We start from the raw sequence: 18,360 nt of genomic DNA, 5'->3' as shown, positions 1-18,360 counted from the left end.
AGCGGTGCTCATGACCCCTCCGTCGGCGTAAGACGCCGACGCCTCCCCATATGAATGGAGAGGAATTTCCGACTCGGACTCAACTCATCACGCTCTAGCCGACCTTCTTCACCATGACCTCGAGCAGGGTGGGGCCATCGGTCTTCGCGAGCGCGCGCTTCATCGCGGCGTTGAAGCCTTCGGCCGAATCGACGCGCTCAGCCGTGACGCCGAAGCCTTCGGCGATCTTGGTCACGTTCATCGGCGGATCGTTGAAGTCCATGCCGATCGGCGCGTCGTTGCCGTGGAACAGCTTCAGCCGGTTCTTGAGGATCTGATAGCCCTCGTTGTTCATGATCAGGAAGATCACCGGCAGCTTCTGGTTGGCGGCGCTCCACAGCGCGGTGATGGAGTACATCGCGCTGCCGTCGCCGATCACCGCGAACACCCGGCGCGTCGGCTCAGCGATCTGCACGCCGACCGCCGCCGCGATGCCCCAGCCGATGCCGCCGCTGACATTGCCGAAGAAGCTCTTGCGGTCGCGGTAGGGGTAGAAGGCGGGCAGCGTCGTGGCGCTGGTCAGGCCTTCCTCGACCAGGATGCCGTCCTTCGGCATCGCCTCGGCGATGCGCGCCATCACCCAGTCCGCCGGCAGCGGCTCGCCGGCCTTGGGCGCCTGCAGCGTGCCCAGCCGCTGCGCCCGCTGCGCGCTCCAGTTCCTCGACTCGAGCGCAGCGCGCATTCTTTGCGCCTTCTGGGCCAGCGCCGTGCCGCCCAGTGCCTTCAGCGCCGGGATCAGCGCCTTCAGCGTCTCCTTGACGTCGGCGCGCAGCGCGATCTCGGCCGGGAAGTTCTTGCCCATCTCCCAGTCGCGTAAGCCGATCATCGCCACCTTGGTGGTCTCGGGCAGCGGCTCGACCTCGCTCCACACCGACATCTGCAGCACGTCGGCGCCGACGCACAGCATCAGGTCGTGCTCCGCCAGGATGCCGCGCACCCGCTTCTGGTCGCGGTTGAGGGCGCCCAGGTAGCAGGGATGCTCGCTCGGGAAGTGCGCGCCGTGGCCGACCGTCTGGTGCCACACCGGCACGCCCAGCGTCTCAGCCAGCTCGGCCGCCTCGGCGAAGGCGTCCGACGTCACGATCTCGTGGCCGGCCAGCATGACGGGGTTCCTGGCCGACAGCAGGCGCCTGGCGAGCTGCTCGATCGCGGCATCGCTCGGCCGCACGGCAGTGTCGACGCGGGTCGTGGCGCCCATGTCGATCGCCGCCTCGTTGTTCAGGATGTCGCCAGGCAGGGAGATGAACACCGGCCCGGTCGGCGCGGTGGTCGCGACCTTGGCGGCACGGCGCAGGATGCGCGGCAGGTCCTCGATGCGGTTGACCTCGACCGCCCATTTCACGACCGGCTGGGCGATCGGCACCAATGGTGCGTAGAGCAGGGGCTCGGTGAGGCCGTGGCCCTGCTCCTGCTGGCCGGCGGTGACGATCATCGCCGTGCCCGACATCAGGGAGGTGTAGATCGAGCCGATGGCGTTGCCGAGGCCAGGCGCGACATGGACGTTGCACGACACCAGTCTGCCCGAGGCGCGGGCGTAGCCGTCGGCCATGGCGATCACCACGGCCTCCTGCAGGCCGAGCACATAGCCCATCTCGGGCGCCGAGGAGAGGGCGTGCATGATCGGCAGCTCGGTGGTGCCGGGATTGCCGAACATCTTCACCACGCCCTCATCGCTCAGCACGCGCAGGAACGCGTCGCGGCCGGCGATGGTGTTGGTGACGCCTCTATTGGAGATGGGCGCGTCGGGCATCGTCGTTTCCTCCCAGAAGATCTCCACGCTAGCATAGCGTATGGCCGATGACGCTCTTCTCGACAGGATCGCACGCCTGTCATGCTGGCGAGGCAGGGTTTCCCTGGCGCCGCTCGAGGGCGGCCTCACCAACCTCTCTTTCGTGGCCGAGGATCGCGGCGAGAAATTCGTCGTGCGCTGCGGCGGCGACATCCCGGTGCATCACGTCTTCCGCGACCGCGAGCGGGCGGCGTCGCGCGCCGCCTTCGAGGCCGGCCTGTCGCCCGAGGTCGTGCATGTCGAGCCGGCCATCACCGTGCTGCGCTTCATCGATGGCCGCACCTTCGACGAGGCGGACATGCGCGAGAACCTCGACCGTCTCGTGCCTCTGCTGAAGACCTGCCATCGCGAGGTCGGCCGCAAGCTGCAGGGGCCGTCCAACATGTTCTGGGTGTTCCACGTGATCCGCGACTACGTGCGCTCGGCGAATGCCGATGCGAAGTACCTCGCGCTGGCCGATGCGCTCGAGCATCGCCAGGTGCCGCTGCCGATCGTGTTCGGCCATCACGACCTGCTGCCCGGCAACTTCATGGACGACGGCAAGCGGCTGTGGCTGATCGACTGGGAGTACGGCGCCTTCGGCACGCCGATGTTCGATCTCGCCAACCTCTCGTCCAACGGCGAGTTCGATGCCGCGCAGGATGAGCGGTTGCTGGCGGCCTACTTCGGCGCGTCCGTCGATCCCGGGCTGAAGGACGCCTTCGCCGCCATGAAGGCTGCCAGCGCCCTGCGCGAGGCGCTGTGGGCGATGGTGTCGGACATCCATCTCAAGACGCCCGGCATCGACTACCAGGCGCATGCTCGCGAATACTTGCGCCGCTTCGAGAAGCTTTTGTCATCCTGAGCGAAGCGAAGGATCTCATGCCGGCGACAAGTGGCGATGAGGTTCTTCGCTGCGCTCAGGACGACAAATAGGCCCGCGTCTTGCATCGCTCTCCCGCGAAGTGGAGGGGTTGCATGAAACGCCGTCTGTTGACCTTATTGGCTGCCTGCGTGCTGGGCGCGTCACCCGCACTGGCTCAGGAAAAGGCGCTGCGCATCGCCATGACGGCGTCGGACATCCCGACGACCTCGGGCATGCCCAACAACGGCTTCGAGGGCATGCGCTTCCTGGGCTTTCCGATCTTCCAGGGCCTGATCGGCTTCGATCTCACGACCACCGGACCGGTCAAGCTGGTGCCGCATCTCGCCGAGAAGTGGGAGCAGGCGCCCGACGACAAGAAAACCTGGATCTTTCACCTGCGCAAAGATGTGAAATTCCACGACGGGACCGACTTCAACGCCGATGCCGTGGTCTGGAACCTCGATCGCTTCTTCAACAAGGATGCGCCGCAGTTCGAGCCGCCGGCTGCCGGCATCAGCCGCGCCCGCCTGCCGCTGCTGGTGAGCTGGAAGAAGATCGACGACCACACCGTGTCGATGACCACCACCGTGGTCGCCTCGTTCTTCCAGTGGATGGTGCCGTACCTGCTGTTCACCTCGCCGGCCTCGTTCGAGAAGGGCGGCAAGGACTGGGGCAAGGCGGCGGCGCTCGGTCCTGCCGGCACCGGCCCCTTCAAGATCTCCGCGATCGTGCCGCGCCAGTCCGTGACCCTGGTGCGGAACGACGCCTACTGGGACGCGGGTCGCAAGGCCAAGGTCGACAAGGTCATCCTGATGCCGATCCCCGAGGCCAACACGCGGCTCGCCGCGCTGCGCTCGGGCCAGGCCGACTGGATCGAGGTGCCGCCGCCTGACGGCATCCCGTCGCTCAAGCAGGCGGGATTCGTGATCTCGACCGGCTCCTATCCGCACGTCTGGCCGTGGCTGCTCAACATGGCGGCCAAGGACAGCCCGGTGAAGGACGTGCGCGTGCGCCAGGCGCTGAACTACTGCATCGACCGCAACGCCATCGTGGCGTTGCTCAACGGCACCGCCGAGCCGTCGGTCGGCTGGCTGAAGCCCGGCGACCCGGCCTTCGGCAATCCCGAGAACCGCTACACCTTCGATCCGGCCAAGGGAAAGAAGCTGCTGGCCGAGGCCGGCTACTCCGACAAGAAGCCTCTCTCGTTCAAGGTCATGATCTCGACCTCGGGCTCGGGCCAGATGCTGCCGCTGCCGATGAACGAGGCGCTGCAGGAGAACCTCAAGCAGGCCTGCAACGTCGACGTGAAGGTGGAGGCGGTGGAATGGCAGGTGCTGCTGACTGCCGGCCGCGCCACGCCGGACAGCCCCTCGCTCAATGGCGCGATGGCGCTCAACGTGTCGTCGCCGTCGAGCGATCCCGGCGCGATGTTCCGCTACTTCGCCAAGGCCAACTTCTCACCCAACGGCTTCAACTTCGAGCAGTGGTCGGACGACCAATTCGAGGAGGCGTTCGGCAAGCTCGCCGAGGCGAGCGACGATGCGACGGCCCTCAAGTACTTCGCGGCCGCCCATCAGCGGATCGTCGACAACCCGCCGTGGCTGTTCATCGTCCACGACCTGAACCCCCGCGCCTTCAGCAAGAAGGTGAAGGGGTTCGTGTCGCCGCAGTCGTGGTTCGTCGACCTGACTTCGGTCAGCGTGGAGTAGCGCGCTCGGGCCGGGCCGGGGCTGCCGGCGTCGCAGGCGCCGGGTTGGCCGGTTGCTGCACCGTGATATCGACGTTCTGGCCGCCGCCCGCCGGCGCGTTGGCGACCTGGGTGTGCAGGCCCGGCGTGCCCATCAGGATGTAGGCGCCGATCAGGACGGCGACCACGAGCATGCCGACGACGAAGTACAGGCCGCCGTTGCTGGTGACGACAGTTGTGCGATTGGGATCATAGTCGGACATCGGACTCTCCCTCACTCCGCTGAGACGCTGCCGCTCGCATCGACCCTCACCGCGATCTCGGTCCGCCCGCGCATGGCGCGTCCGCGCCAGCTGCCGTCGGGGCCCTTCACCAGGCCGCGCACGTTCTTGTAGCCGTCGAACTCGATGGCCTGCCTGGCCTTGCCGTCATCCTTGGGGTCGTTGGGGTCCGGCGGGTTGGTGCTGGAGGTGCCCAAGTCGACCGTCGGCTTGTCGCTCGACGACGAATCGATCGTCCGCTCCACGGTCGCGGTCTGGCGCGCCGGGGTCATCAGAGGTACCGGCGGCCGGCCGGCGACCAGGGTGGTTTCCGGCTTGGGCGCCGCCGGCGGCACGACCTTGGTTGCCGGCGCGGCCAGGGACCTGGACGCGCCCGGCGCCGGAGCAAGCAGGTAGCCCGCGGCCAGCATCCCCAGGGCGGCTCCGAACAGGGCGAAAGTGCGGAAAGGGACGGTCATTTGCTCTCAAAACGCCGCTCGCTGGCCCAATGTTCCCGCTGGGCCTGCTAAGCTATTCTCCTGTGGCGGAGGAGCCACAATGAACGGTGACTACGGTCCGGAAGAGGCCGCCATGCAGGCGTATCTGCGTGCCGGCGAGCGCCGCGCCGCCAGCCTGGGCAACCGCGGGCCGATCCGCTTCACGGCCGCGGGCGAGCTCCACCCCGAGATCGTCGAGGCCTACTGGCGGTGCGGCTTCTATGTGTTCGAGGGCGTGCTGAGGCCTGACGAGCTCGGCGACATCGAGCGCGACCTGCACGACATCCTCGACCGCCTGCCGGTCGAGAAGGACGCCCCGGTCGACGCCAAGGGCCGGCCGGCGCTGGGCGCGGGCTGCTCCGGTCCGAACCTGTACTGGGCGCGGCCGCTCAGCGACCCGTGGGGCGGCACCTCGGCGGCCAACGGCCGCCATCCGGTCAAGATGCACGAACCGTTAGCGGCTGCGAACCTGCCGAAGGAGGTCGTGTTCCTGATCCTGGGCTCGCTGCAGTTCTCCGAAGCGTCGCTCAGGGTCTACGGCCATCCCGGCCTGCTCGGCGTCGCGGCGGCGATCAACGGCCCGGACTTCGCGCCGTTCAACGAGGCGCTGTGGATCAAGGAGCCGGGCAAGGGCGCGTCGGTGGCGTGGCATCAGGATGGCACGACGCACTGGGACAGCCCGGACTGGGACGAGGGCATCCACGGCTTCAACTTCATGGGCCAGCTCTATGGCTGCACCGCCGCCAACGGCGTGTGGGTGGTGCCGGGCTCCCACAAGCGGGGCCGGATCGACATCACGGAGCTGGTCGCCGAGGCTGGCACCGAGCGGCTGCCCGACGCGGTGCCGATTATCTGCGCGCCGGGCGACGTCGCCATGACCAACCGCCAGGCGCTGCACGGCTCGTTCGCCAACACCAGCCCGAACTGGCGGGTGACGGTGAATTTCGGCTTCCATCGCCGCAGGTCGGTGCTGGGCGTGAAGGCCGGCGGCATCCACAACGCGGTGGCGACCTACGATGCCGACCGCATCCGCGAGCGCGCGCGGCTGATCGGCTACGGCATCGATGCCCGCCGCCAGCGCTTCCCGGACGAGACGCCGTTCGTCTATCAGCCGCACGCGCGAGAAGGACTGACCTATCGCTGGGACGCGGCGGCAAAGGCCGGCATCACGGACTACAACCTGCTCGATCTCAGCATCTGAGCCATGAAAGCCCATGCGTTCCTCGCCGGGTTGTTATTGGCAACCGTGCCGGCCGCCGCCCAGACCAATTGCGGCCAGCTACCCAAGATCTGGGAAGGCCCAGCCTACGCCGTATCCGGCGACACCCTGGCCGGCATCGACCTCAAGCCGCCGCTCAAGCTGTGGGGCATCCGGGCGCCGGCTCTCGGCAACGAGCCGGGCGTCGGGGCGATGCGCGCCCGCGCCGCGCTCGAGGACATGCTGACCTCGGCCGAGCACAAGGTCTCCTGCCGCCTGGTCGCCTTCGACCGCGAGTGCCGCGCGCTGGCGCAGTGCACCGTGACGGCCGAATGGCCGGCGGGCTCCAAGGCGCAGCCGCACGACCTGGCGGTGCGGCTGGTCGAGGACGGGTTCGCCTACGGCTTCGGCCTCGAGGCGCCGCCGCCCTGGGACAAGGACGCCAGCGCCAAGATCGCCCACTTCGAATCGATCTCGCGCCAGGCCCGCAAGGGGCTGTGGCCCCACTGGCTGGGCGAGGCGCCTAAGCCTTGAGAATGCCGTCGGCGAGGCTGTTGTCGACCGCCGTCTCGAACGGCACGCCGGGCGAGACGAAGCCGCCCGAGACCAGGCTGTCGCGCAGCCGGTCGTAGCTCTCGCGCGGCAGGATCGGGTCGGCGTTCCAGATGCCGAGCGTCTTGTAGCGGCTGCACGCCGCCTCGAGGATCGTCATCGGCAGATCGGCGAAGTAGCGCGCGATGGCGCGGGCGATGGCGGCGCCCGAGGCGCCGGCCACCCACGTCTCGGTCGCGGCGATCGCCCGAACCATGCGGGTGAGCTCGTCGCGCCGCGCGGTCAGCGTGCCGCGTCGCGCGTAGAAGGTGGTGTAGGAGGTCGGGCCGCGGCGCGCCGCCTCGTACCAGACGTGCGCGGCCTTGTCGGCGAGCAGCAGGCTAGGGAAAGGCTCGAACACCTGGACGACGTCGACCTCGCCCGCCTTCAGCGCCTCGACGTTGCGCGCCATGGTCTGGTCGGTGACGCGGCTGATGCTGGCGGGATCGATGCCGGCGAGCCGCAGGTCATGCTGCAGGCACAACCATGGCGTCGGCACCTCGCTCACCGTCGCGAGCTTCACAGACTTCAGGTCGGCCAAGGTGAAGCCGTCGCGCGGCGGCCGGCGGCCCATCAGCAGGAAGGGATCGCGGCCGACCACCTCGCCGAAGCAGACGATGTCGCAGCCCGGCATCTGGTGATAGGTCTCGTTGACCCGCATCGGGCCGCCCCAGCAGACATCGACCGCACCCTCCATCAGCCGCTTGGCGGCGTCTCCCGGTCGGGGCGCGCTGGCGAACTCGATCTCGACGCCTTCGGCATCGAACGCGCCGCGGGCGAGGGCGGCGTAGAACGGCGCGTAGAAGACCGCGCGCAGGGACTCTTGAAGGGTGATGGCCATGACGGTCGACAGGATGCGCGGGCCGCTGCTAAGCCGGCAAGGACTTTGGGGAGAGGGCCATGCCGCACATCAAAACCTCCGACGGCGTCAGCCTCTACTACGAGGAGACGGGCAGCGGCGCGCCGCTGATCTTCCTGCACGAGTTCGGCGGCCACTACCTGAGCTGGGAGCCGCAGGTCCGCTACTTCTCGCGGCGCTACCGCGTCATCACCTACGCCGCGCGCGGCTGGCCGCCGTCGGACGTGCCGGGTGACGTTGCGATGTACAGCCAGGCGCGCGCCGCCGACGACTGCGCCGACCTGATGACGGCGCTGAAGATCGACAAAGCGCATCTCTGCGGCCTGTCGATGGGCGCCACGGCCGGCATCGAGTTCGCGATCCGCCATCCCGGCAAGGCGACAGCCTTGGTGATCGCGGCGGGCGGCGGCGGCGGCAGCGTCGATCCCGAAGCCAAGAAGCGCTTCAAGGAGGAGTGCGAGGGCTTCGCGCGGCGCATCGAGACCGAGGGCATGCCGGCGATGGCCGAGCTCTACTGCACCAGCTCGGCGCGCGGCACCTACCGCACCAAGGACCCGCGCGGCTGGGCCGAGTTCAAGCAGCAGTTCGCCGACGGGTCGGCCGTGGGCCATGCCATGACCATGCGCGGCGTTCAGGGCTCGCGCGTGCCGTTCTTCGAGCGCACCGAGGCGCTCGCGAAGATCGCCGAGCCGATGCTGGTGGTGATCGGCGACGAGGACGACTCGACCCACAGCCTCGCGGTGCATCTCAAGAAGCACGTGCCGCGCTCGGGCGTGCTCGAGCTGCCGAAGTGCGGCCACACCATCAACCTCGAGGAGCCGGCCGCCTTCAATGCGGCGGTGCAGGACTTCCTGCACGCCGTCGAGACCGACCGCTGGCCGGCCCGCGAGGAGAAGAGCTACACGCTGATCCCGCCGAGTCGCTGACTCTTTCACCTCCCCCGTCATACGGGGGAGGCAGGGAGGGGGGAAGGCAAAAGGCATCGCCGTTGGGGCCTTCCCCCTCCGGCCCTTCGGGCCATCTCCCCCGTAGGACGGGGGAGGAAGCGTTATTTCGGCAGCTCCTTGACCTTGATGTTCTCGGGCCGCACCGCCTTCACCAGGTCCATGTAGCAGTACTTGGCGTAGTCGAGCGGCGCCTTGAGCTTCTTCTGGTCGGCGAGCTGCTTCTCGGCGACCTGGATCGAATCGATCGAGCGCGGCTGCCAGTCCATGTCGTACTCGACCTTGGGCATCAGCTCGGTGGTGAGCTCGGGCGGCATCTTGAGGAACTTCGACACCATCTTGATCGCCGCCGGCCGGTCCTTGCCGATCAGGTCGTTGGCCTCGATCAGGGCGCGCATGAACTTCTCGGCGGTCGCCCTGTTCTGGTCGATCCAGCCGCGGTTCATGTAGACGAAGTTGATGTTGTTGTAGATGCCCTCGGCGGTCTGCAGGATCTTGGTGCCCTTGACCGCCTGCAGGGTGCGGGTCGGCCACGGCTCCCACACCGCGAAGCCGTCGATGTCGCCGCGTTCGGTGGCGGCCAGCATCTCCGGCGCCTCGACGTTCACCATGGTGAAGTCGGACACCTTGTAGCCGCGCTTCTCGACCACGCGGCGCCAGAAGATCTCGCTGCCGGTGCCCATGGCGATGCCGACTTTCTTGCCCTTGAGTCCCTCGACGCTGTCGACGTTGCGGCCGACCACGTTCAGCCACTTGGAGAGATAGGTGCCGTCGGCGACCGCGACGATGTTCTGGTCGACCTGGTGGTTGATCACGCCCGCGAGGTCCGAGCCGTAGGCCGCGTTGACCTGGTTGTTGACCAGGAACGGCACCATCGCCGAGCCCGACGGGCCGGTGTTGATGGTGACGTCGAGGCCGTTCTTCTCGAACAGGCCGCCTTCCTTGGCGACGTAGAACTGCGAGAACGCCGGATCGACGCCGGTCGCGATCGTCATCTTGGTGAGCGTCTGGGCCCCCGCATTCCGCGATACTGCCCCGAGCGAAACGGAGGCGAGCGCCGCACTTGCCGCGCCCTTGGCCAACAGAGTCCTTCTGCGCATGATCCCCTCCCTCATGTGACCGGCGAGAAGCGGCCGGCGAACGCGTAGATGCCCCAGCGAAACAGCCGGTCGGCGAAGAAACCCAGGAAGCCCAGCACGACCAGCGCCACGAAGATCTGGTCGACCAGCATGTACAGCCGCGAATCCCAGATCATCTTGCCGAGGCCGTTGTTGGCGGCAACGAGCTCGGCCGCGATGATGGTCACGAACGAGTTGGCCATCGCAAGGCGCATGCCGGTCAGGATGTAGGGCACGGTGGCGGGCAGGCCGACGAAGAAGAAGACCTGGAACGGGCCGGCGCCGAGCGACCGCGCGGCGCGGATCTTGTTGGGCGCCACCGCGCTCACGCCGGCCGCGGTGTTGATGATGACGATGAACACCGTGGTGTAGGTGATCAGGAAGACCTTCGAGGTCTCGCCGATGCCGAACCAGATCACCGCCACGGTGATCAGCGCGGTGGCTGGGATGAAACGCAGGAACTCTGTGTAGGGCTCGAGCAGCCGGCGCACGATCGGGAAGGAGCCGATGGCGAGCCCGATTGGGATGCCGATCGCCGAGCCGAGGACGAAACCCGAGGCAATGCGGGCGAGGCTGGCGGAGGCCTGCTCCCACAGGGTGCCGTCCTCGGCCAATTCGATCCCCTTCAGGATCACCTTCCACGGCGTCGGGAACAGCACCGAGGGGATGATCCACGTCGAGCAGACATGCCAGATCAGGAACAGGCTGGCGAAGCCCAGGATGTAGGTGCCGACTCCGCGCAGGTTCATCAGTGGGCCCGCATACGCGAATTCGCGACCTCGTCGCGATTTCGCCCTAGCGAGATCGCGACCTCGTCGCGGATCATCTCGTGGACCTGGCGATAGACCTCGAGGAAGCGGTCGTGGGTGCGCTCGCGCTCGGCCTCCGACAGCGTCACCGCCACGATGCCCTTGAGCTTGGAGGCGGGGCCGGCATGCATCACGCCGATGCGGTCGGCGAGGATGATCGCCTCGTCGATGTCGTGGGTGATGAACAGCACGGTCTTCTTTGTGGCGCTGCAGATGCGCTTCAGCTCGCGCTGCATGTCGGCGCGGGTATGGGCGTCGAGTGCCGCGAACGGCTCGTCCATCAGCAGCATCTGCGGCTCGTTGGCCAGCACGCGCGCGATCTGGATGCGCTGCTTCATGCCGCCCGAGAGCTCCGACGGATGCTTGTGGTCCTGGCCCTTCAGACCGACCAGCTCGAGATAATGGTGCGCCTTCTCCTCGCGTTCGGTGCGCGGCACGCCGCGCATGCGCAGGCCGAATTCGACATTGCCCAGCGCGGAGAGCCAGCCGTAGAGCGAATCGTCGCCCTGGAAGACCACGCCGCGGTCGGCGGCGGGGCCGGCGATCGGATGGCCGTTGATGCGGATGGCGCCGGTGCTGACCGGCTCGAAGCCCGCCACCATGTTGAGCACGGTCGTCTTGCCGCAGCCGCTGGTGCCCAGCAGGCAGAAGAACTCGCCGGCCTCGATGTCGAGCGAGAAGTCGCGCACCGCGACGTAATCGCTGCCCTGGAGCGAGCGGTAGACCTTGCTGACCTCAGCGAGTTGAACGAGCGCCATGGCGCATTCATGCGGGACGGGCTGCCTCGCGGTCCAGAAGAATCACAGGCACCGCAGGTTCGCTAGACGCTCTGAAGTCGCTCCGCTAAGAAGGGGCCGGGTGCGAGTGGGGTTTACAATCAGCGACATCGCCAAAGCCCGATTCCGGCCGGTTGTCGTTGCGCGAATCGGACAGGCCGTCCTCGACCGTGAATCGACGGCCGCCGTCGCCCTGATCGCCGGCGCGATCGTCACCGTCGGCGCCTGCCTGCTGGCCTTGCCCGACCGCATGGTGTCGCGCGAGATGACGTGGGACCTGCTGTTCAACCTCGAGGGCGCCTGGCATCTGCGCAACGGGCACGTGCCCCATGTCGATTTCCACGATCCGCTGGGCGCGCTGAACTTCCTGCTGACCGCGATCGGCTTCGAGCTGGTCGGGGTGTCGCCGCGGGCCTTCATCGTCGGCGAGCTGCTGGCCGTTGCCGGCCTGTTCGCCGCCGCCCTGGTCGCGGTGCGGCGGCGCCTGCCGCTGCTGCCCGGCGTGCTGTTCGTCAGCTTCGCCTGCCTGCTGGTGCTGAAGCCGGTCAATGTCGGCGATCACGTCCATTTCTTCACCTTCGCCATGGCCTACAACGCGATGGGCTGGAGCGCGCTCACCGTGCTGAGCGTGATCCTGTTCCTGCCGCCGCGCGGCGTGCCGGAGGCGGGCTGGCTCGACACCGTGACTGGCGCGCTGCTCCTGCTGGCGCTGTTCCATCTCAAGATCACCTATTTCGCGGCCGGGCTGGCGGAGCTCGCCGCCGCCCTGATCATCGCGCCGCCGATCCAGCGGCGGGCGCTGCGCTGGATCGGGGCGGGCGGCCTGGTGGTGGCGCATGCCCTGGCGCCCCCGAATGCGCCGTACCTGGCCGACATCTTCGCCACTCTCGGCAGCGGCGCGGCGAACACCGATCCGGTCGGCGTCGTCATCCTGCTGTTCGCCAACCTCCCGGAACTCTGCCTGCTGGCGATCGGGGTGCTGATGGCCGCCTGGCTGTGGCGCTCGGGCCGGGCGCCGGTCGGCCTGCCGCTGGCGACGGTGCTGCTGATGGCCATCGCCTGCGGCGTGCTGCTGCAGAACACCCAGGAGCGCGGGCTCGTCCTTTCGACCGCGGTCGCGCTGCTGCTCTACGATCGGTTCCGCGGCGATCCCGCGACCGCCCGCCGGCCGGTGTCGAACTGGATGCTGCTGGCGCTTCTGGTGCTGCCGGCCGCCAGCGTCCTCAAGCAGTCGGTGAGCCTCGCGGGCTATGCGGTCGAGGCCGTCCACAGCACGACGCTGTTCACCTTCGAGAAGGGCACGGCGCTCGAAGGCCTGTCGGTGCCGAGGAGCGGTGGATCGCTGATCCAGGACATGCGGGCCCGTCCCGGCCGCGAGCACGACGTGTTCAGCGCGATCCGCGCCAGCGGGGTCGGCGAGGAGGAGGTCTCACAGTACGAATATGCCCAGTCGCTGCTGGATGCGGCGGCGCTGTTCGACGATCCGGCCCGCCGCGACAGCGCGATCGTCGTGCTCGACCAGGTCAATCCGCTGTCGTTCGTGCTGCGCCGTCCGCCGCCGCGCGGCGGGGCGCTGTGGCTCGACCTGAGCTTCCCGTGGCGCTCGGCCGAGGAAGCGCTGGGGGACGCGGCCCATGTCATGGTGCCGAAGTTCCCGACCTATCGCGCCGTGACCCGTGCCGCGTTCGAGCGCTATCGATCCTACATCGCCGGGAATTTTCCGGTGCACGCCGAGAACCGAAGCTGGCTGCTCTACAGCCGCCGCTGATGTCCTCGCATCCTGCTGTCGCTGAAGTGCCGCTCCGACGGAGCAGGTATCAGGTCCCACAAAACGTTCGGAAGTTCCGCTGCTCCTCCTCACTGGGCGGCAGGGCGTAGGCGGCGAATTCCGCCCGTTCCTCGAACGGCTTGGCGAGCACCGTGAGCAGCTCCTCGAACGGCCCGTAGTCGTCGCGCTCGGTCGCGGCGCCGAGCGCGGCCTCGACCTTGTGGTTGCGCGGTATGTAGATCGGATTGGCCAAGCGCATGGCCTCGCGGCGCGTCGCCCCGTCCTGCGGCTCCTGGGCGATGCGCTGGCGCCAGCGCTGCTCCCAGGCATCGAACGCTGTCGGCTCCTCGAACAGGCCGCGCGCGGTGCCCTCGCCCAGCCGGCGGAAGGCCTGGGTGAAGTCGATGCCGTTGTCGGCCAGCACGTTGAAGAAGGTTTGCGCCAGCTCGCCGTCGCTGTCCTGCTCGGTGAACAGGCCGAGCTTGCGCCGCAGCCCCGCGATCAGCGCGCGGCCGAACTGCACATTCCAGGTCGCCAGCGATTCGTTGGCGAGCTTCAGCGCCTCGTCGGCGTCCGCAGCGAACAGCGACATCAGCGCCTCGCCCAGCCGCGCCATGTTCCAGCCGCCGATCTGCGGCTGCTTGGCGTAGGCGTAGCGGCCGTACTGGTCGATCGAGCTGAACACCGTCTCGGGATGATAGGTGTCCATGAAGGCGCACGGCCCGTAGTCGATGGTCTCGCCGGCGATCGAGACGTTGTCGGTGTTCATCACGCCGTGGATGAAGCCGATGCACAGCCATTGCGCGACCAGCGCCGCCTGGCGCGCGATCACCTTTTCATAGAGGTCGCGATAGCCGGTGGCATCGGGGTAGTGGCGCGCGATGACGTGGTCGGCGAGCAGCTTCACGCCCTCGACGTCGCCGCGCGCCGCGAAGAACTGGAAGGTGCCGACGCGGATGTGACTCGACGCGACGCGGGTCAGCACCGCGCCGGGCAGCACGGTCTCGCGATAGACCGGCTCGCCGGTCGTCACCGCGGCGAGCGAGCGCGTGGTCGGCACGCCGAGCGCATGCATCGCCTCGCTGATGAGGTATTCGCGCAGCACCGGCCCGAGCGCAGCGCGGCCGTCGCCGCGGCGCGAGAACGGCGTCTGGCCGGCGCCCTTGAGCTGGATGTCGCGGCGCACGCCGGTCGTGTCGATCACCTCGCCCAGCAGCAGCGCGCGGCCATCGCCGAGCTGCGGCACGAAGTTGCCGAACTGATGGCCGGCATAGGCTGTCGCGATCGGGTCGGCACCCTCGGGCAAGTGGTTGCCGGCCAACATCGCCACGCCTTCCGGTGAGGCGAGCGCCTCGGGATCGAGCCCGAGCTGCCGCGCCAGCGCCAGGTTGAGCTTCACCAGCCTCGGCGTCGCGACCGGCGTCGGCGGCAGCCGCGCATAGAAGCGGTCGGGCAGGCGGGCATAGCTGTTGTCCAGCGGCCAGGGCGAGACGATCGTGTCCATGCCCTGAATGTAGGTCGTGCGACCGCGCTACGGAAGGGACGCGACCGCACCGCCGCGGCGTTTCGATCAGCAGGCCGTCACGGCCGATAGCGCTTGCCGGAAAAAGTAGGGTGCCTGCAGACTTTTTCGCCATCAAGCGGAGGAACGACCATGTCCCCAATCCTGATCGGGCGCCGCACGGTGCTGACCGCTGCACTGGCGGCACCGGCCGTCGCGCGGGCACAGACCTATCCCAATCGTGCCGTCCGCATGGTCAATGCCTACAGCCCCGGCGGCACGGCCGATGTCGTCTGCCGCATCCTGTGCCAGGCGCTGGGCGAGAAGATCGGGCAGACCTTCACCGTCGACAACAAGCCGGGTGCCGCCGGCACGATCGCCGCGCAGATCGTGGCGCGGGCGCCGGCCGACGGCTACACGCTGCTCTACGACGCCACCGCGCATTCGGTGAACCCGTCGCTGTTCGCCGGCAAGCTGCCTTACGACACGCAGCGCGACCTGTTGCCGATATTCCTGTCGATGCAGACCCCCAACACGCTGAACCGCAACGCCTCGTTCGAGGCCAGGACCATCCCGGAGCTGATCGCGCTCGCCAGGAGCAAGCCGGGCGGACTCGATTGCGCCTCGACCGGCATCGGCACGGTGCAGCACGTCTCGCTCGAGCTCTTGAACCAGCGCGCCGGCATCAAGATCAATCACGTGCCGTACAAGGAGATGGGCGCGGTGCGGAACGATCTGTTCGCCGGCCGCATTCCGCTGCAGTTCGGCAACGTGCCGGGCACGGTGGCGCTGCGCTCGGCCAAGGAAGTCACCTGCATGGCGCACACCGGACCCCAGCCGATCGAGGTGCTGCCGGGTATCGCGGGCATCGCCGAGGTGCTGCCGGGCTTCGAGACCTGGGAGTGGAACGGCGTGTTCGCCCCGGCCGGCACCGATCCCGGTCTAATCAAGAAGCTGAACGCGGAGATGAACACCGTGTTCAGTGCGCCGGCGACAGCGGCGCGGCTGGCCGAGCTGGGGGCGCTGACGCGGCCCAACACGCCGGCCGAGTTCGGCGCCTTCCGCGAAACCCAGATCGCCTTCTTCGCCGACATGGTGAAGGCGGCCAACATCCGCATCGAGTGAGGACGAGATGGCTGACGATCCCCTGCTGGGCCATGGCCGCCAGATCATCGTGCGCGAGGACTGGCTCGAGCTGACCGAGGAGCCGATCCTCGAGCCCGGCCTGCCGATCGTCGATCCGCATCACCATCTGTGGCAGCGCGCGCAAGGCTCGTACCTGTTGCCGGAGCTGCTGGCCGACACGAGCAGCGGCCACGACATCCGCGCCACGATCTTCGTGCAGTGCGGCGAGATGTATCGCGCGGGCGGACCGCAGGCAGAGCAGTCGCTGGGCGAGACCGAGTTCGTCACCGGCGTCGCGGCGGTAAGCGCGAGCGGCCGGCATGGCAAGACGCGCGCCTGCGCCGGTATCATCGGCATGGTCGACCTCATGCTCGGCGACAAGGTCGATCCGCTGCTCGAGGCGCACGAGGCGATCGCCGGCGGGCGATTCTGCGGCGTCCGCAATCGCACCGCCTGGCATCGCTCGCCGGAGGTGACGTCGAACCTGGTGTCGCCGCCGCCGGGACCGCTGGAGCATCCCGCCTTCCACGACGGCGCGCGGCGTCTCGCGCGCCACGGCCTGCCGCTCGATGTGTGGGCCTATCACACGCAGTTGCCGCACGTGATCGCGCTCGCCCGCGCCGTGCCGGAGCTGACCGTCGTGGTCGACCACGTCGGCGGACCGCTCGGCATCGGCCCCTTCCTCGGCAAGCACGCCGAGGTCTTTCCCGAGTGGAAGAGGCGCATCGCCGAGCTAGCCGCGCTGCCCAACACAGTGGTCAAGCTGGGCGGCCTCACCATGTACGTCACCGGCTTCGACTTCCACCGCCGGCCCAAGCCGCCGGGCTCCGAGGAACTGGCGAAGACCTGGCAGCCCTACGTCGAGACCTGCATCGAGGCGTTTGGCGTCGGACGCTGCATGTTCGAGAGCAACTTCCCGGTCGACAAAGGGATGTGCAGCTACCCGGTACTGTGGAACGCGCTCAAGCGTCTCGCATCGGGCGCCAGCGCGGCGGAGAAGACGGCTCTGTTCAGCGGCACCGCCATGCGCGTCTACAAGCTCGACCGCCTGCCGGAGGCGCTGGCTGTCGATCTCTAATCTTACGCTGGGGGCGCGCCACTGGAGTGGCGCGCCCCCAGCAGAAGACATCAGTCGCGAAACGGATCGGTCATCAGGATCGTGTCCTCGCGCTCCGGCGAGGTCGACAGCAGCGCCACCGGGCAGCCGACCAGCTCCTCGACGCGGCGGACGTACTTGATGCAGGTCGCCGGCAGCTCGCCGTAGGCGCGCGCGCCCTTGGTGCTCTCCTGCCAGCCCTCGAAGATTTCCCAGATCGGCTTGATCTTGGCCTGCGCGCCCATGGTGAAGGGGAAGCGCTCGATGCGCTTGCCGTCGAGCTCGTAGCCGACGCAGACCTTGATCTCGTCCAGCCCGTCCAGCACGTCGAGCTTGGTGAGCGCGATGCCGTCGATGCCGTTCAGCTTCACCGCCTGGCGCACCATCACCGCGTCGAACCAGCCGCAGCGCCGGCGCCGGCCGGTGTTGGTGCCGAATTCGTTGCCGCGATCGCCCAGCAATTGTCCGATGTCGTCCTTGAGCTCGGTCGGGAAGGGGCCGTCGCCGACCCGCGTGGTGTAGGCCTTGGCGATGCCCAGCACATAGCCGACCGCGCCGTTGCCCAGGCCCGAGCCGATCATCGCCTGCGCCGCCACGGTGTTGGACGAGGTGACGAACGGATAGGTGCCGTGGTCGATGTCGAGCATGGTGGCCTGCGCGCCCTCGAACAGGATGCGCTTGCCCGCCGCGCGCAGAGCGTCGAGCCGCTCCCACACGTCCTCGGCGAAGGGCAGGATCTGCGGCGCCAACGCCAGCAGGTCCTTGGTGAGCTGCGTCGCATCGACCGGCGGCTTGCCCAGGCCGTGGCGCAGCGGATTGTGGTGGGCGAGGAGCGTCGCGACCTTGGCCGGCAGCATGTCGGGCTCACCGAGATCGCCGACGCGGATGGCGCGGCGGCCGACCTTGTCCTCGTAGGCCGGGCCGATGCCGCGCCGCGTCGTGCCGATCTTGATGATGCCCGGGGCATCCTCGCGCCAGCCGTCGAGGTCGCGATGCAGCGGCAGGATCAACACCGCGTGATTGGCGATCTTGAGGTTCTCGGGCGTCACCGCGACGCCCTGGCCGCTCACCTTCTTCACCTCCTCGAGGAAGTGCCAGGGATCGACCACCACGCCGTTGCCGATGATCGACAGCTTGCCCTTGCGCACCACGCCCGAGGGCAGCAGCGCGAGCTTGTAGGTCTGGTTGCCGATGACCAGCGTATGGCCGGCATTGTGGCCGCCCTGGAAGCGCACCACGACCTCGGCGCGCTCGCTCAGCCAGTCCACGATCTTGCCCTTGCCCTCGTCGCCCCACTGGGCGCCGATCACTGCCACGTTGGCCATTGCATTTCCCTGAACATGCGAACGCCCCCCGTTTCACCGCCCAAAAAGGGGAGCGGGGGCCGGGAGGCGTGAGTTCCCTTAGCACGCATCGCAGGCCCGACGAAGGGAAAAGCCTCGCCGGAACGTGCGTTTGG

Annotated in this window: 17 protein-coding genes; 8 read left to right on the top strand and 9 right to left on the bottom strand. The window is 68.2% G+C overall.

The annotated features are described in order from the left end of the window. Nucleotides 1–94: 94 nt before the first annotated feature. The gene (locus J0J01_RS19470) at nt 95–1,789 is read right to left on the bottom strand and encodes a thiamine pyrophosphate-dependent enzyme (RefSeq protein WP_296383599.1); all 1,695 of its coding nucleotides are present in this window, start codon (nt 1,787–1,789) and stop codon (nt 95–97) included. Between the two features lie 40 nt (nt 1,790–1,829). On the opposite strand from J0J01_RS19470, the gene J0J01_RS19465 reads away from it, so the two are divergent. Both J0J01_RS19465 and J0J01_RS19460 read left to right on the top strand, forming a co-directional pair. Next, on the top strand, nt 1,830–2,672 hold the full coding sequence (locus tag J0J01_RS19465) for a choline/ethanolamine kinase family protein (protein ID WP_296383597.1): 843 nt from the start codon (nt 1,830–1,832) through the stop codon (nt 2,670–2,672). Between the two features lie 113 nt (nt 2,673–2,785). Beyond that, nucleotides 2,786–4,381, top strand: coding sequence for an ABC transporter substrate-binding protein (locus J0J01_RS19460; protein ID WP_296383595.1), 1,596 nt, complete (start codon nt 2,786–2,788; stop codon nt 4,379–4,381). On the opposite strand, the gene J0J01_RS19455 is transcribed toward J0J01_RS19460, so the two are convergent. Both J0J01_RS19455 and J0J01_RS19450 read right to left on the bottom strand, forming a co-directional pair. Continuing rightward, on the bottom strand, nt 4,368–4,622 hold the full coding sequence (locus tag J0J01_RS19455; protein WP_296383592.1) for a hypothetical protein: 255 nt from the start codon (nt 4,620–4,622) through the stop codon (nt 4,368–4,370). The genes J0J01_RS19460 and J0J01_RS19455 overlap by 14 nt on opposite strands. 11 nt (nt 4,623–4,633) lie before the next feature. Further along, the gene (locus J0J01_RS19450) at nt 4,634–5,098 is read right to left on the bottom strand and encodes a hypothetical protein (protein WP_296383591.1); all 465 of its coding nucleotides are present in this window, start codon (nt 5,096–5,098) and stop codon (nt 4,634–4,636) included. A 79-nt stretch (nt 5,099–5,177) separates the two neighbouring features. On the opposite strand from J0J01_RS19450, the gene J0J01_RS19445 reads away from it, so the two are divergent. Together J0J01_RS19445 and J0J01_RS19440 are read left to right on the top strand one after the other, a co-directional pair. Next, nucleotides 5,178–6,317 carry a phytanoyl-CoA dioxygenase family protein gene (locus J0J01_RS19445; protein ID WP_296383589.1) on the top strand — a complete coding sequence of 380 codons (1,140 nt, stop codon included), beginning with the start codon at nt 5,178–5,180 and terminating at the stop codon, nt 6,315–6,317. Nucleotides 6,318–6,320: 3 nt separating this feature from the next. Beyond that, on the top strand, nt 6,321–6,848 hold the full coding sequence (locus tag J0J01_RS19440; protein WP_296383587.1) for a hypothetical protein: 528 nt from the start codon (nt 6,321–6,323) through the stop codon (nt 6,846–6,848). Here J0J01_RS19440 and J0J01_RS19435 read toward each other — a convergent pair. After that, entirely contained in the window at nt 6,838–7,746 is a 909-nt protein-coding gene (locus J0J01_RS19435; protein WP_296383585.1) for an ABC transporter substrate-binding protein, read from the bottom strand. The two genes, J0J01_RS19440 and J0J01_RS19435, sit on opposite strands and share 11 nt — an antisense overlap. 59 nt (nt 7,747–7,805) lie before the next feature. Here J0J01_RS19435 and J0J01_RS19430 point away from each other — a divergent pair, with 59 nt between their 5' ends. Beyond that, a complete protein-coding gene (locus J0J01_RS19430) occupies nt 7,806–8,690 on the top strand; it encodes an alpha/beta hydrolase (protein WP_296383582.1) in 885 nt (294 codons plus the stop codon). A gap of 122 nt (nt 8,691–8,812) precedes the next feature. Here J0J01_RS19430 and J0J01_RS19425 read toward each other — a convergent pair whose 3' ends face one another. The 3 genes from J0J01_RS19425 to J0J01_RS19415 are packed head-to-tail and all read right to left on the bottom strand — an operon-like array spanning nt 8,813 to nt 11,393. Beyond that, nucleotides 8,813–9,808: an NrtA/SsuA/CpmA family ABC transporter substrate-binding protein gene (locus J0J01_RS19425; protein WP_296383579.1), complete on the bottom strand. Its 996-nt coding sequence runs from the start codon at nt 9,806–9,808 to the stop codon at nt 8,813–8,815. Between the two features lie 11 nt (nt 9,809–9,819). Continuing rightward, a complete protein-coding gene (locus tag J0J01_RS19420) occupies nt 9,820–10,575 on the bottom strand; it encodes an ABC transporter permease (protein WP_296383577.1) in 756 nt (251 codons plus the stop codon). Beyond that, on the bottom strand, nt 10,575–11,393 hold the full coding sequence (locus tag J0J01_RS19415; RefSeq protein WP_296383576.1) for an ABC transporter ATP-binding protein: 819 nt from the start codon (nt 11,391–11,393) through the stop codon (nt 10,575–10,577). Before J0J01_RS19415 ends, J0J01_RS19420 begins: the two co-directional genes overlap by 1 nt. 106 nt (nt 11,394–11,499) lie before the next feature. On the opposite strand from J0J01_RS19415, the gene J0J01_RS19410 reads away from it, so the two are divergent. Beyond that, nucleotides 11,500–13,179, top strand: a complete 1,680-nt coding sequence (locus J0J01_RS19410; protein WP_296383574.1) for a hypothetical protein — start codon at nt 11,500–11,502, stop codon at nt 13,177–13,179. Between the two features lie 49 nt (nt 13,180–13,228). On the opposite strand, the gene J0J01_RS19405 is transcribed toward J0J01_RS19410, so the two are convergent. Continuing rightward, nucleotides 13,229–14,674 carry a protein adenylyltransferase SelO gene (locus J0J01_RS19405; protein WP_296383791.1) on the bottom strand — a complete coding sequence of 482 codons (1,446 nt, stop codon included), beginning with the start codon at nt 14,672–14,674 and terminating at the stop codon, nt 13,229–13,231. A 159-nt stretch (nt 14,675–14,833) separates the two neighbouring features. Between J0J01_RS19405 and J0J01_RS19400 the strand changes: the two genes are divergently transcribed. Together J0J01_RS19400 and J0J01_RS19395 are read left to right on the top strand one after the other, a co-directional pair. Next, on the top strand, nt 14,834–15,805 hold the full coding sequence (locus tag J0J01_RS19400; protein WP_296383572.1) for a tripartite tricarboxylate transporter substrate-binding protein: 972 nt from the start codon (nt 14,834–14,836) through the stop codon (nt 15,803–15,805). A 7-nt stretch (nt 15,806–15,812) separates the two neighbouring features. Then, on the top strand, nt 15,813–16,883 hold the full coding sequence (locus tag J0J01_RS19395; protein WP_296383571.1) for an amidohydrolase family protein: 1,071 nt from the start codon (nt 15,813–15,815) through the stop codon (nt 16,881–16,883). 50 nt (nt 16,884–16,933) lie between these two features. Here J0J01_RS19395 and J0J01_RS19390 read toward each other — a convergent pair whose 3' ends face one another. Continuing rightward, nucleotides 16,934–18,226 (bottom strand): adenylosuccinate synthase, encoded by a 1,293-nt coding sequence (locus J0J01_RS19390; protein WP_296383569.1) that lies wholly within the window; start codon nt 18,224–18,226, stop codon nt 16,934–16,936. Nucleotides 18,227–18,360: the final 134 nt, after the last annotated feature.

The organism is Reyranella sp., from assembly GCF_017305915.1.
GTDB lineage: Bacteria > Pseudomonadota > Alphaproteobacteria > Reyranellales > Reyranellaceae > Reyranella.
The sequence above is the reverse complement of the archived record's forward strand: the minus strand, read 5'-3'. Positions and strand labels throughout refer to the sequence as shown.